Annotated in this window: 12 protein-coding genes; 6 read left to right on the forward strand and 6 right to left on the reverse strand. The window is 68.6% G+C overall.

Translation table 11 applies throughout. From position 1 onward, the window contains the following. Positions 1-107: 107 nt before the first annotated feature. From lptA to CDN99_RS16385, 6 genes are all read left to right on the forward strand, one after another. Complete coding sequence (lptA, locus tag CDN99_RS16360) at positions 108-728, forward strand: lipopolysaccharide transport periplasmic protein LptA (RefSeq protein ID WP_088385951.1); 621 nt, start codon at positions 108-110, stop codon at positions 726-728. Further along, positions 725-1,492 (forward strand): LPS export ABC transporter ATP-binding protein, encoded by a 768-nt coding sequence (gene lptB / locus CDN99_RS16365; RefSeq protein ID WP_088385952.1) that lies wholly within the window; start codon positions 725-727, stop codon positions 1,490-1,492. Before lptA ends, lptB begins: the two co-directional genes overlap by 4 nt. A 15-nt stretch (positions 1,493-1,507) precedes the next feature. Then, on the forward strand, positions 1,508-3,034 hold the full coding sequence (locus CDN99_RS16370) for an RNA polymerase factor sigma-54 (RefSeq protein WP_088385953.1): 1,527 nt from the start codon (positions 1,508-1,510) through the stop codon (positions 3,032-3,034). A 232-nt stretch (positions 3,035-3,266) separates the two neighbouring features. Then, a complete protein-coding gene (locus CDN99_RS16375; protein ID WP_088385954.1) occupies positions 3,267-4,544 on the forward strand; it encodes a THUMP domain-containing class I SAM-dependent RNA methyltransferase in 1,278 nt (425 codons plus the stop codon). 117 nt (positions 4,545-4,661) lie between these two features. Then, positions 4,662-4,868 carry a type II toxin-antitoxin system ParD family antitoxin gene (locus CDN99_RS16380; RefSeq protein WP_238139555.1) on the forward strand — a complete coding sequence of 69 codons (207 nt, stop codon included), beginning with the start codon at positions 4,662-4,664 and terminating at the stop codon, positions 4,866-4,868. Positions 4,869-4,877: 9 nt separating this feature from the next. Beyond that, on the forward strand, positions 4,878-5,183 hold the full coding sequence (locus CDN99_RS16385; protein ID WP_088385956.1) for a type II toxin-antitoxin system RelE/ParE family toxin: 306 nt from the start codon (positions 4,878-4,880) through the stop codon (positions 5,181-5,183). A gap of 58 nt (positions 5,184-5,241) precedes the next feature. Here CDN99_RS16385 and CDN99_RS16390 read toward each other — a convergent pair whose 3' ends face one another. The 6 genes from CDN99_RS16390 to CDN99_RS16415 all read right to left on the reverse strand — a co-directional run bounded on the left by CDN99_RS16390 (position 5,242) and on the right by CDN99_RS16415 (position 13,486). Further along, a complete protein-coding gene (locus tag CDN99_RS16390; RefSeq protein WP_088385957.1) occupies positions 5,242-5,991 on the reverse strand; it encodes a 16S rRNA (uracil(1498)-N(3))-methyltransferase in 750 nt (249 codons plus the stop codon). Between the two features lie 3 nt (positions 5,992-5,994). Then, complete coding sequence (locus CDN99_RS16395; RefSeq protein WP_088385958.1) at positions 5,995-6,552, reverse strand: NADPH-dependent FMN reductase; 558 nt, start codon at positions 6,550-6,552, stop codon at positions 5,995-5,997. A gap of 22 nt (positions 6,553-6,574) precedes the next feature. Continuing rightward, on the reverse strand, positions 6,575-7,051 hold the full coding sequence (locus CDN99_RS16400; protein WP_088385959.1) for a hypothetical protein: 477 nt from the start codon (positions 7,049-7,051) through the stop codon (positions 6,575-6,577). An 85-nt stretch (positions 7,052-7,136) separates the two neighbouring features. Further along, complete coding sequence (locus CDN99_RS16405; RefSeq protein WP_088385960.1) at positions 7,137-8,810, reverse strand: long-chain-fatty-acid--CoA ligase; 1,674 nt, start codon at positions 8,808-8,810, stop codon at positions 7,137-7,139. A gap of 182 nt (positions 8,811-8,992) precedes the next feature. Then, the gene (locus CDN99_RS16410) at positions 8,993-11,029 is read right to left on the reverse strand and encodes a sensor histidine kinase (RefSeq protein ID WP_141100829.1); all 2,037 of its coding nucleotides are present in this window, start codon (positions 11,027-11,029) and stop codon (positions 8,993-8,995) included. A gap of 117 nt (positions 11,030-11,146) precedes the next feature. Beyond that, positions 11,147-13,486 carry an Ig-like domain-containing protein gene (locus CDN99_RS16415; protein WP_088385962.1) on the reverse strand — a complete coding sequence of 780 codons (2,340 nt, stop codon included), beginning with the start codon at positions 13,484-13,486 and terminating at the stop codon, positions 11,147-11,149. Positions 13,487-13,599 lie beyond the last annotated feature (113 nt).

Raw genomic sequence — 13,599 nt, forward strand, 5'->3', positions numbered from 1 at the left:
TTTCCACGACCACGAAGCCTCTCCCCCGATGCCGAGGGGAACCTCCTGCACCCCTGCAAACGCAGGGCTAGAATGGCCTGCAAGTTTTGTGCCGTCAGGATCAAGTCATGTCGCTTCGCCGCCCCTTGTTGTTGTGCAGCGCATTCGCGCTGGCCCTGGCCACGCCCTGGGCACAAGCCGCCAAGGATGACCGCGCCAAGCCGCTGAACCTGGTCTTCGATCGCGAGGGCGCGATCGACAAGGTCAAGCAGCGCTCCGAGTTCAACGGCAACGTGATCATGACCAAGGGCTCGATGGTGCTGCGCGCCGAGCGCATGGACGTGCAAGAGACCAGCGACGGCTACTACCAGGCCTACGCCAACGGCACCTCCGGCAAGCAGGTCCAGTTCCGCCAGGACCGCGACACCCCCGGCGAACGCATCGAGGGCCGCGCCGACCAGATCGAATACGACACCCGCACCGAGACCATCCGCCTGGTCGGCAACGCCGAGGCCAGGGTCATGCAGGGCGATCAACTGAAGCAGGCGCTGTCCGGCGCCACGCTGAACTACGACAACCGCACCGAGCGCCTGGTCGTCGAGACCGGCGCCGCCTCGCCGCATCCCAGCGGCCGCGGCCGCGTCGTGCTGATGCCCCGCAATCCGCCGGTGGAGCCGCCCCCGGCCAGCAGCGCGCCGCTGGGCCTGAGGCCCAGCGTCAACCTGACGCCCCGCCAGCCCCAACAATGACCGACGCACGCACGAACACCCCCGGCAGCCGCCTCCAGGCCTGGGGGCTGCAGAAGACGTATGGCGTCAGGAAGGTGGTCAAGGACGTCCACCTCGACCTGCACAGCGGCGAGGTCGTGGGCCTGCTGGGCCCCAACGGCGCCGGCAAGACCACCAGCTTCTACATGATCGTGGGCCTGGTGCGCGCCGACGCCGGCGAGATCCAGATCGACGGCCGCCCGGTGCAGAACCTGCCCATCCATCAGCGCTCGCGCCTCGGTCTGAGCTACCTGCCGCAGGAAGCGTCGATCTTCCGCAAGCTCACCGTCGAGGAAAACATCCGCGCCGTGCTGGAGCTGCAGCTCGACGACAAGGGCCGGTCCTGGCCCGCGGCCCGCATCAACGCGGAGCTGGACAAGCTGCTGCAGGAGCTCTCGATCGAGAAGCTGCGCGACACGCCCGCGCCGGCGCTGTCCGGCGGCGAGCGCCGCCGCGTCGAGATCGCCCGCGCGCTGGCCACGCAGCCGCGCTTCATCCTGCTGGACGAGCCCTTCGCCGGCGTCGACCCGATCGCGGTGCTGGAGATCCAGCGCATCATCCGTTTCCTGAAGCAGCGCGGCATCGGCGTGCTGATCACCGATCACAACGTGCGCGAGACGCTCGGCATCTGTGATCGCGCCTACATCATCAGCGAAGGGGCGGTGCTCGCCGAAGGCACGCCCCAGCACATCGTCGAGCATCAGGACGTGCGCAGGGTCTATCTCGGCGAACACTTCCGGATGTAGGCCGGAGCCGACGACATGAGGCCGACGCTACAGGTACGCCTGTCCCAGCATCTTGCGCTGACGCCTCAGCTGCAGCAGTCCATCCGTTTGCTGCAGCTGTCGACGCTGGAGCTGCACCAGGAAGTCGAGCAGATGCTCGCCAGCAATCCGCTGCTGGAGACCGACGAGGAATTCGACGCGCCGCTGCCCACCGCCACGCAGGAGCGGCTGACCGAGCGCGAGGAACGCGAGGAGCGCGTCGCGCAGACCGAGTCCGACGCCCCCGCCGGCGACACGCCCGCGGCCGACGAGATCCGCGCCGAGGAGTTCGGCACCACCGAGCGCGACGACTGGGAGAACGGCACCGAGGGCGACGACTTCGACGGCATCCGCGAGACGCCCGGCAGCAGCGCCGCCTCGTCGTCCGGCGACGACGACGACCGGCCCGAGACCGAGGCGCCCGACGACTCGCTGCAGGACGTGCTGCGCGCGCAGATCCCCGGCATGACGCTCAGCGCGGTCGACCGCGCGGCGCTGCTGGCGTTGATCGAATCGCTGAACGACGACGGCTACCTGGAAGATCCGCTGGAGGACCTGGTCACGGCGATCCTCGGCGAGGACGCCGACCTGGAGCAGCGCGAGGAGCTGCTCGACCGCTTCAAGATCGCGCTCAAGTGGCTGCAGTCGATGGAGCCCGCCGGCGTCGGCGCGCGCGACCTGGGCGAGTGCCTGGAGCTGCAATTGCGCGCGCTGCCCCGCTCGCCCGAGCAGGCGCTCACGATCGTGATCAGCCGCCGCCACCTGGACCTGCTGGCCAAGCGCGACTGGCGCCGGCTGATGTCGCTGACGGGCGCGGACGAAGACCTGCTGCGCGAGGCGCAGACCCTGATCGCCGGCCTGGAGCCCAAGCCCGGCCGCCGCTACGCGCGCAGCGAGAACCGGCCCGTGGTGCCCGACGTGATCGTGCAGAAGGCCGGCCGCAACTTCCGGGTCATGATCAACCCCGACGTGCTGCCCAAGCTGCGCATCAACGACCTCTACGCGCAGGCGCTGCGCGCCACGCGCGGCGGCGTCAGCAACTCGCCGCTGGGCGGCCAGTTGCAGGAGGCGCGCTGGTTCATCAAGAACATCCAGCAGCGCTTCGACACCATCCAGCGCGTCAGCGAGGCCATCGTCGAGCGCCAGCGCGGCTTCTTCACCCACGGCGAGCTGGCGATGAAGCCGCTGGTGCTGCGCGAGATCGCCGACGAGCTCGGCCTGCACGAGTCGACCATCTCCCGCGTCACCACCGCCAAGTACATGGCCACGCCCTGGGGCACCTTCGAGCTGAAGTACTTCTTCGGCTCCAGCCTGTCCACCGAGGCCGGCGGCAATGCGTCCAGCACCGCGGTGCGGGCGCTGATCAAGCAGTTCATCGCCGCCGAGGACCCGGTCAGCCCGCTGTCGGACAGCCAGCTCTCGACGATGCTGGGCGAGCAGGGCATCACCGTGGCGCGCCGCACCGTCGCCAAATACCGCGAGGCGCTCAAGCTCGCCCCGGCCAACCTGCGCCGCGAGCGCTGAGTCGACGCCACCCCGCCCGGTGACGCCGGGCCCGGCCGCTTCCGGCCGCGCCGTCGGGGAACGGCGCGAGAAACAGCACGAGAAACAGCGCCGGCCGAGGCGTCATCGCCGCGGATCGCCTGCCCCGCGAGCCGTCCGCGCCAGGGCGGTGGGACAATGCGACCCTTGCGCGGCCCGCACCGGGCGCCGCCCCATCGCAGCGCTTGCGCCGCCCATCACGTCCCCGTCCACGATGTCCGAGTCCGCCTACCACCTGTTCCTGCCCTGCGCCGCCGGCGTCGAAGACTGGCTGGAGGCGGAGATCCGCGACATCCTCGGCCCCGACGAATGCCTGCAGGGCCCCAAGGCCTTCCGTGGCGGCGTGGGCCTGTACGGCACGCTGGCGGCGGTGATGCGGCTCAACCTGCGCAGCCGCCTGGCGCAGCGCGTGCTGATCGAGGTCGCGCGCGAGGAGTACCGCCACGAGGACGACATCTACGCCATCGCCAGCGGCGTCGACTGGACGAAGTGGATGACGCCGCGCCAGACGCTGCGGGTGGACACGACGGCGCAGCGCTCGCCGCTGCACAGCCTGAACTTCGCCACGCTGCGGGTGAAGGACGCTGTCTGCGACGTGCTGCGCGAGACCTTCGGCGAGCGGCCCAGCGTCGACACCCGCTGGCCCGATCTGCCGCTGCAGCTACACCTGACGGAGACGCTGGCGACGGTCTATGTCGACAGCTCCGGCGAGTCGCTGTTCAAGCGCGGCTGGCGCGAGGACAAGGGCGATGCGCCGCTGAAGGAGACGCTGGCCGCGGCGATGCTCGCGGCGGCCGGCTGGAAGGGCACGCCCGAGCACGGCGGCGCGTTGCATGATCCCTGCTGCGGCTCGGGCACCATCCCGGTCGAGGCCGCGACCATCGCCTGCAACATCGCGCCCGGCATCCTGCGCCGCTTCGCGTTCGAGAAGCTGCTGCCGTTCCAGCCGCTGCTGCCGGCCTGGCGCGCGATGAAGGACGAAGCCCGCGCCGCCGAGCATCCGCCCACGGTCCCGATCTTCGCCAGCGACGTGGCGTTCCGGATGGTCGACTTCGCGCGCCGCAACGCGGAGCGCGCCGGCGTGGCCCAGTACATCCAGTTCAACGGTGGCGACGCGCTCGAACGCCCCGCGCCGAAGCTGCCCGACGATATGCCCGGCACGCTGATGCTGAACCCGCCCTACGGCGAGCGCATCGAGGTCCGCGGCAAGGCCGGCACGCAACGCATGGACGGCGGCCCCTTGTCCGAGGAACGCGACGCGGGCGACGACTTCTTCCCGCGCCTGTCGGCGCACTGGAAGCGCGCCTACACGCAGCATGCGGCCGGCTGGACCGCGTGGCTGCTGTGCCCCGAGATGAAGCTGCCGAGCAAGATGCGACTCAAGGAGTCGCGCCGCATCCCGATGTGGAACGGACCCATCGAATGCCGCCTGTTCAGGTTCGACCTGGTGGCCGGGTCCGCCCGTCGCGTGAACACCGACTCCGACGCATAGAACCGTCAGCTTCGGCCCCTCTTCATGGGGAGCACCTTCCCCTCCCCCGTGCGATTTCTTTCCAACGGATGGCCCACGATGATTGACGCAGATTTGGGACCTGAACTGGAGGCCATCGTGCTGGATCTGATCGAGAGCGGAAAGTACGCGTCGCGCGCCCAGGTGCTGCGCGAGAGCGAGGCGTTGCAGGGGTGGCGGGAGGCACGGATGGACGCGTTCGACGCGTCCATTCAGCGCGGCCTCGCCGAGATCAAGGCGGGCGGCGGCGTCCCCGCCGAGGAGGCCTTCGAACGCCTCTTCCAGAAATACCCCTATCTGCGCTGACACCGCAGCATGCAGGTACGCCTCTTGACGGAGGCATCGGCAGATCTGGATAGCATCGCCGAGTACATCGGCCAGAACAACCCAAGACGCGCGCGCAGCTTCATTCATGAATTGCGGCAGAAGATCTTCGGGCTGTCCACTATGGCGGCGTCGTTTCGTGTGGTCCCGCGCTACGCGGCGAGTGAACTGCGCAGGCGTGTGCACGATCCGTATCAGATCTTCTATATCGCTGATGTCGAGCTCGGTGTCGTTCACGTGGTGCGGGTGCTGCACTCGGCGCGCGATACCGACCCTCTACTGGTCCGCTACGAATGAGGCGTCGGGGCTACCTCGTGCTGAGGGCGCCGGCGCCCGGCACCCGCGAACGAGAAGCTCAAGCTTCGCTCAGCGCCACCCACCCCAGGACCGCCAGCGGCGCCGTATCCGCCCGCAGGATCCGCGGACCGAGCTTCACCGCGGCGAAACCGCGCGCGCGGGCGGACTGCTCTTCCGCCTCGCTGAGGCCGCCTTCCGGTCCGCTCAGCACGGTGACGGGATCCGCCTCGCTCGATACGGATACGAGCGTCGACAGCGATTGCGCGGCGACCGGGCTCAGCAGCCAGCGTTGCCCCGCGGCCTCGGCCGGCACCTCCGCCAACCATGCCGCCAGCGTCTTCACCGGCGCGACCTGCAAGGGCCTGGCGCGCCCGCATTGCTCGGCCGCCGCGATGGCGACGCCCTGCCAGTGCGCCCGCTTCTTCTCGGCACGATCGCCGGTCAGGCGCAGCACCGAGCGCTCGCTCATCAGCGGCTGGATCGCCACCGCGCCCAGCTCGCAGGCTTTCTCGACGATGCCGTCCATCCGGTCGTTCGCGGGCATCACGACGGCCAGCGTCACCGCGCGTCGCAGCTCCCGGTCGACCGATCGGCGCGCGCGCAACGCGACCCGCACCTCGCTGCGGCCCATCGCGGTCACCGCGGCGGTCCACTCGTCCCCGCTGCCGTCGAACAGCGTGACCTCGTCGCCAGGTTGCAGCCGCAGCACCTGCACATGGCGCGCCGCGCCGGGCGGCAGGGACAGTTCCGATTCAGGGCCGAGGCCGGCCGCCTCCAGCGGCTCCTCGACAAAAAGACGCGCCGGCAACCCTCACCCCTTGTGCTTCTGGATCCAGGCCGAGAACGCGGCCAGCACCTTGCGCAGGAAAGCCTCGGTGTCCGGTTTGGCGATGGCGCCGTCGGGCGCGAAGAGCTCGGCCGCGCCGCCCAGATAGACCTCCGGCGACGGCAGCAGCGGCGTGTTCAGGCAGGCCAGCACCTGACGCAGGTGGTGGTGCGCGCCGAAGCCACCCAGCGCGCCCGGCGACAGCGTGATCACCGCCGCGGGCTTGCCGTCGAAGGCGTTGTGGCCATAGGGCCGCGAGCCCACGTCCAGCGCGTTCTTGAGCGCGGCGGGGATGGAGCGGTTGTATTCGGGGCTGACGAACAGCACCGCGTCCGCGGCCTTGATCGTCTGGCGGAAGTCGGCGTAGGGAGCCGGTGGCGCCGCGGCCTCGTCCTCGTTGTAGAACGGCAGCTGGCCGATCTCGACGATGTTCAGCTTCAACTCGGGCGGCGCGATCCGCGCCAGGGCCAGCGCCAGCTTGCGGTTGTAGGAACCCTTGCGCAGGCTGCCGACCAGCACCGCGACTTGATAGGTCGTGGACATAGATGCTCCAACTCCGTGAGGATCAGTTGAAGCCCAGTGTCGCACGCAGCTCATGCGCCGCGGCGTCTCCCTTGCTCGCCCGCACGCGGTCCACGACGTCCAGCGCGAGCGTCTGCAACTGTGCGATGTCCTGGCATTGCTCGACCGCCAGCGCCAGCTTGTAGCCCTTGAGCAGCCCCTGTTGCTTGGCGAAGGCGCTGAGCGCCGTGTACAGCTGCGTGAAGTCCAACGACGAGGTCGGCACCCCTGTCAACCTGGAGGACGCCCCCGCCATCGGCCGCGTCGGCGGCGCGCCGGCGGCGACCTGGACCAGGCGCAGCGCCAGCAGCAGTTCAAGATCGGCCGGCGCGGCGCCCTGCACCAGCGCGAGCCAATCGCCGCCGGTCTTGCCGGCGTCGATCACCAGCAGCAGGTTGCGGGCGACGCGCGCCTGCACCAGGTCGCGCGACTTGATCTCCGCTCGCCCGGCCTCGGTCTTTTCGTAACGTTCTTCGAGCACGGCCTTGCCTCCTCAGGAGCGGCAAGCTTAGGCGGTCGCGGGCTGTCGTGGGCGGATTGCGCCCGCGACGGCCCTCGGAAAACTGCTACTTTTTGTCGCGCAATTCACGCCGCAGCACCTTGCCCACCGGTGTCTTGGGCAGCTCGGTGCGGAACTCGATGATGCGCGGACGCTTGTAGCCGGTCAGATTGGCCTCGCAGAAGGCCTTCACGTCGGCCTCGGTCAGCGCCGGGTTCTTGCGCACGATGACGACCTTGACCGTCTCGCCCGCCTTCTCGTCCGGCACGCCCACCGCGGCGCATTCCAGCACGCCCGGCATCTGCGTCAGCACGTCCTCGATCTCGTTCGGATAGACGTTGAAACCGCTGACCAGGATCATGTCCTTCTTGCGGTCCACGATGCGGAAGAAGCCGCGATCGTCCACCGTGCCGATGTCGCCGGTGCGGAAGAAGCCGTCGGCCGTCATCACCTTGGCCGTCTCGTCCGGGCGCTGCCAGTAGCCGGCCATCACCTGCGGACCGCGGATCGCGATCTCGCCCGCGCCGCCGGTCGGCACCTCGGCGCCGTCGTCGTCCAGCAGGGTCACGTCGGTGCCCGGCAGCGGCAGGCCGATCGAGCCCGTGTACGCCGTGCTGTCGGTCGGATTGCAGCAAGCAACCGGCGACGTCTCGGACAGGCCATAACCCTCGACGATCGGGCAGCCGGTCTTCTCCAGCCACAGCCTGGCGGTGGCCTGCTGCACCGCCATGCCGCCGCCCACCGAGATCACCAGCCCGCTCCAGTCCACCGTGTTGAACGAGGCGTGGTGGGCCATCGCCATGAACAGCGTGTTCACGGCCGGGAAGCTGTGGATGCGGTGGTGGCTCAGCTCCTTGAAGACCGCGGGCAGGTCGCGCGGATTGGGGATCAGCACGTTGCAGCCGCCAACGCGCATCGACAGCATCAGATTCGTCGTGAATCCGAAGATGTGATACAGCGGCAGCGCGCAAACGCTCATCAGCTGCTCGCCGGCCGGGATCTTCTTCAGCGCGGGCTGATACCAGGCCTCGCACTGCAGCGTGTTGGCCACCAGGTTGCGATGCAGCAGCACCGCGCCCTTGGAGACGCCCGTGGTGCCGCCGGTGTACTGCAGCACCGCGATGTCGTTGGGGCCGACGGTGGGACGGCGGTACTGCACGCCGCGCGCCTGGGACAACGCGTCGTTGAAGCGCACCGCGCCGGGCAGGTCGAACGCCGGCACCAGCTTCTTCACCTTGCGCACGACGTAGTTGACGACCATGCCCTTGGCAAAGCCCAGCATGTCGCCCATCGAGGCGAGCACGATGTGCTTCGTCGGCACGTTCGCCAGCACCTGTTGCAGCGTGGCGGCGAAGTTCTCGACGATCACGATCGCCTTGGCGCCGGAGTCCTTGAGCTGGTGCTCCAGCTCGCGCGGCGTGTACAGCGGATTGACGTTGACGACGACGAATCCCGCGCGCAGCACCGCCGCGACGGCCACCGGGTATTGCGGCACGTTGGGCATCATGAGGGCGACGCGATCACCCTTCTCCAGCCCCAGGCCCTGCAGGTAAGCCGCCAACGCGCGCGACGCCTCGTCGATCTGCGCGAAGCTGACCGACCGGCCCAGCATCTTGTAGGCCGGCCGCTCCGGAAACTGCTTGAATGCCGCTTCCATCAGCTCGACCAGCGAGGGATAGACATCCGCATCGATCTCGGCGGGAACGCCCGCCGGATAGTGCTTCAGCCAGTTTTTCTCCATTGTTTTGTCTCCAAGGTACGGCGCGGATTCTCGCCGATCGCCATCGGCGCCCCATCAGGGGATTCGATAGAACGCACAAAGTGGAGAGATGCCTCCAGAACGGTGCGGTTACTTCTGCTTCGCATCGAAATCGCCGCGCGTTCGACACATATCGCCGCCCCATCGTGGATGGGCGGCCGTGATCAGGCCGGCGCCTGAAGCGGCAGATACAGCACCATCTCGGTCCCGCCCGCCAGCCCGATGTCCTGCGGCGTGCGCCATTCGATGCGCGCGGACAGCCGCTCGGCTCGGCGGCGCATGTTGCGCAGGCCGTTGCCCTGGCGCAGCGCCTCCGGCAGGCCGCGGCCGTTGTCGGTGATCAGCAGCAGCACGACACCGTCCGCCGCATCGACGCGCGTCGCGAAGCGCACCCGGCTCGCGCCCGCGTGATGAATGATGTTGCCCAGCGCTTCCTGGACGATGCGGATCAGCTCGCGGCCGCCGGTGCCGCGCAGCGTGGGCAGCAGGGGCACGTCGGCCAGTTGCCAATCGAGCTCCAGGCCGGCGGCCTGCAATCGGGGACCCATGCGGTGGCGCAGGTTGGCCAGCAGCAGCGTCAGGTCGCCATCGGTGACCGCGAGCGCGTCGACTGTCAGGCGCATCTCGCGGATGCAGTCGTCAAGCAGCCCGACCAGCGTTTCCGACGCCACGCCGCGTTCCGCGCACAGGCGCGCGGTGACGAGCTGCGAGCCCAGGCCGTCGTGCATCTCCTGCAGCAGCCGTTCGCGCTCCTGCGCGGCGGTGCGCTGGCGCTCGCTGTTCTGCAGTTCCTCCCAGCGCGCGCGCAGCTCGCGGGTGCGTTCGTCCAGCGCGTGCTCCAGGCGATGACGCGCCTGCGCCTGGTCACGCAACGAGCCGACGAAGCGCCGCTGCAACGCGACCCCCGCGATCCCGATCAGCACGCCATGTCCGATCACGTTGATGTCGACGACGCTCAACTGCTGCGATACCACCAGCGCGAAGTAGCTGACGTAGGCCCACACCCAGCCGGACAACGCGACCGCGCAGGCCCCGACCGCATCGGCGCGGCGACCGCTCGCCAGCGCGGCGCGCGCGGCCAGGACCGCCGCCGTGGCCAGCACGACGACGCGACTGCCCAGCGCCCACCATGGCCAGGGGTGGCCGAAGTCGGTCCAGCTCCAGCCCGAGAAGGCGGCATACCCATCGATCACGAGGCCCAGCGCCAGGTAGGCCGTCGCCATCCGCACCGGCCATCGCGACGCGACGCCCGACAGGCGCGCGACCAGGAACAGCAACAGCGCCTTGGACACCACGTCGGCCACGTCCAGCGTCACTCGCCACCAGGGCGCCGGGAACAGCGCGCCGTTGAGCAGATACGGTGACAACAGCAACGACGTGCAGAGGCAGAACATGCCTGTGATCCCGTACAGCCACTCCTGACGCAGCGCCAGCCAGACCATCACCATGAATGCGCCGATGACGAGGCCGGCCAACGCGGTGGTCACGCGCAGCACCTGCCAGAAGCGACGGCCTTCCTGCAACGCGCGCATTTCCGGCGCCGGGCCGAGCAGCGGCGCGGACAGCCCCGCGCCTTCGAATCCCGGCCGGGCGAGGCGCACGCTCAGATGATGATCGCCGGCGGCAAGAAGCGACGGTGGGATGCTGACCTGCAGTCGACGCCCGGCGAGCAGCAGCCCGCGTTGCGCGAAGTCATCCTCGTCCTCGGGGGAGTAGCCGGCCCCCTGGCTGGAGCTGGCGATCAGTTGCCCGTCCAGATAGACAGTGGCGGCCGGACGATGCTGGATCACGAGCCAGTAGGGTTGCGCCGCCGATTCGCGCAATCGGAAATCCATCGAGAACCACAGCGGCCCGGACGTCTCGGTCTCGTGGATCTGGATGGGCAGCGACTGCGGATGGCCGAGAGCGGACAGCGCCGGGAGGGCAGAAGGCCGAAGATCGTCCACGGCGGCTGGCGACCCTGACGAGGCGACCGCGTCCGACGGCGCGACAGGCATCTTGACGGGCTCGGCCTGCGGACTGTCCAGCAGACGCGCCTCGGACAGCCGCAGCACCTGCGGCGGCATCGCGGTTCCGTATTGCTGCGAGAGCAGATGGACGATGCCGAGCATCAGCAGCGGCAGCACCACCAGCAGCGCAAGCCGCTGGATCGACACCGCCGCCGTCGGACCGGCCTCCCTTGATCGGGTGAATACTGCCAAAGCACCTCCACGGGGCGCACAAGAAAGAGAACGGCCAGCTCCGAGAAGGGGCTGGCCGCCGCAGATGCTAGGCGATGATAGGCACGGGCAACACCTCGCACCTAGGGGAGAACGCGATCACATCACCGCGCCTCCCGGTGCGTACTGAAATGTGAACTGGCTGGACACACCGACATTGCCGGCGGCGTCAATCAGGTAGACCTCAACGGTGTTCGTTCCGGCGTGCCCAAGGTCAGCCACGTCCTTGATGCCCGTGCCGGGGCGCCACTCCCAACCGGACATCCAATCGCCCCCGTTGATGCGGTACTTGAAGACATCACCGGCCTGCAGTCCGTTCACGAGAACGGTGGGATCGGATGTGATCTTGTCTCCCGGAACCCCATCATCGTTCTTCAACGAGAGGAGGGGTGCGGATGGCGGCGTCTTGTCGAGGGTGACCTCGATCGATCTGTGGCCGACATTTCCGGCCAGATCCGTCTCAAACAATTCCAGTTGATGCTTGCCATCGGCACCGAACACGCTCAAGGGCAGAAGACCGTCGGCGGGCACCTCTCTCAAGGTGCCGCCATCGATGCGATAGGACAGGACGTCCTGGGCGGCCAGCCGGCTGCTGTGGCGCTCCACCTGGAAGAAGTCCTGCGCATTGAGGAGCACATCCGACTCGCCCTGGTGCTTGCTGGAGGATAGCCAGTTGGGCACCAGGGCCTCGCGGTCCAGCGTGAAGGTCAGCTCCGCCGCGGCACTGGCGTTGCCCGCGGCGTCCACTTGCTTGACCTGCAGGGTCTTTCTGCCATCACTGTAGTTTTTGTAGGGCTCTTCAAGCACGGACGAACCAGCCTCCCAGGCTCCCTCCACATTGACCAGCAGAGTCGCTCCCGCCTCCAGGCCGCCGACGCGAACACTGCTGGAAAACGTGATCCGGTCGATGCTGCTGGCACCGGTGTCGGATATGAGCACCAGCGTCGGCATGGACGGCGCCGTGACATCGACATTCGCGGTCAGCCTCGTCTGGGGACCGACGTTGCCTGCAAGATCGGTCTGCCGTACCTGCAGTGAATGCACGCCGTCGACGTCGAACATCGACGCTGGGATGCTGCCGTTCGCCGCGACGATCCAGGGGTCGCCCTCATCGCGGCGGTACTGGAGCGACGCACCCGCTTCCAGTCCCTGGACGTCGATCGTATCGGCCCGGCCGAGCGCCGGTTTGCTCGCGGGCATGGACCAGCGGAGCGCGTCAGGCGCGGTCCGGTCGAGCTGGAAGGACAACTGCGCGACGGCGCTGGTGTTGCCCTCCGCGTCGACCTGCTTCACCTGCAAGGTTTTCGCGCCGTCTTCGCCGAACAGGGACTCTGGCACCGCGTTCCCGGAGCGCTCCGACCACGACAGCCCTCTGTCCAGGCTGATGAACCATTTCGCGCGGCTCTCGATCCCGTTCACCATGACGTAGCCCACGGACGTGATGTGATCGCTGCCGCTGGCGCCCGTGTCCTGGACCAGCGACAGCCCAGGCTGCACCGGGGCCAGGGTGTCGAGCAGGAAGCTCAGCGACGCGGTCTCGCTGGTCAGTCCGTGCGACGACTGCCGGGCCAGCACCGTCTTCTGACCGTCCGCGCCGAACGCGTCGACACCGAGCGTGGGAGTCCGCCCGTCATGCCAGGTTCGTCCGTCGTCCAGACTGTATTGCCAGCTCGCGCCATCGACGAGATTGCCGACGGAAACCGATCGGTCCGCGTTGCGGGACAGCGTGGGCGCGGCAGGCCGCTCGGCAGGGGGTTCCGGACGAGGGTCTTCCGGTTTGGGCAACTCGGGCTCCGGGTTGGGCTGCTCGGGCTTTTCGTCGGGTGTCGGCTTCTCGTCGGGCTTGGGGTGCTCAGGTTCCGGCGTTGGCTTCTCGTCGGGCTTGGGTGGATTGGGGTCGGGCTTCGGCGTCTCGTCGGGCTTGGGCTGCTCGGGGGGCGGCGTTGGTTTCTCTTCAGGCTTGGGCGGGTGGGTGTCGGGCTTCGGCGTCTCGTCAGGCTTGGGCTGCTCGGGGGGCGGCGTTGGTTTCTCTTCGAGCTTGGGCGGGGTGCCCGGACCAGGATCCGGCCTCGGTTTCGGCTGCTCGATCGCGATCGGCGGAAGCACGGCAGCGGAGCTCGATCCGGAGAGCGCCGCCGCGCCACCGATCCCCAGCAAGCCCAGACCGCTGGCCAACAGCGCGACGGATCGATCCGGGCTGTCCTGGCGCGTCGTGGAGGTGTCGGTGCTCGCCGGCTCGGGGAGGGTCACGCTCGCGGCGGGGAGCGCGGCGTCGGCGGCGACTTCGGATGACAGTGAGGGCGAAACGTCCTGCGCTTCGGCGCCGTCGGGACCGACGGCGTTATCGCCCGGGCCGGTCTCGTCGTCTCGACCAATCCTGGCGGGAACGGCGGTCGCGCGGCGGTCGAGAGCGGCGATCCGGACCTGCGAACGCGGCATTGGGAGCTGGGTATCGGACATCATGAATAGGGAGGAATGAGCACCACCATAGTCTGTTCATGCTGTCCCACCCTCGCATCTGCCAAGGCTGGTGGAGCTCACGGCCATCTTCC

This window comes from Roseateles aquatilis (assembly GCF_002205645.1).
In the GTDB taxonomy this organism is placed as follows: Bacteria; Pseudomonadota; Gammaproteobacteria; order Burkholderiales; family Burkholderiaceae_C; genus Roseateles; species Roseateles aquatilis.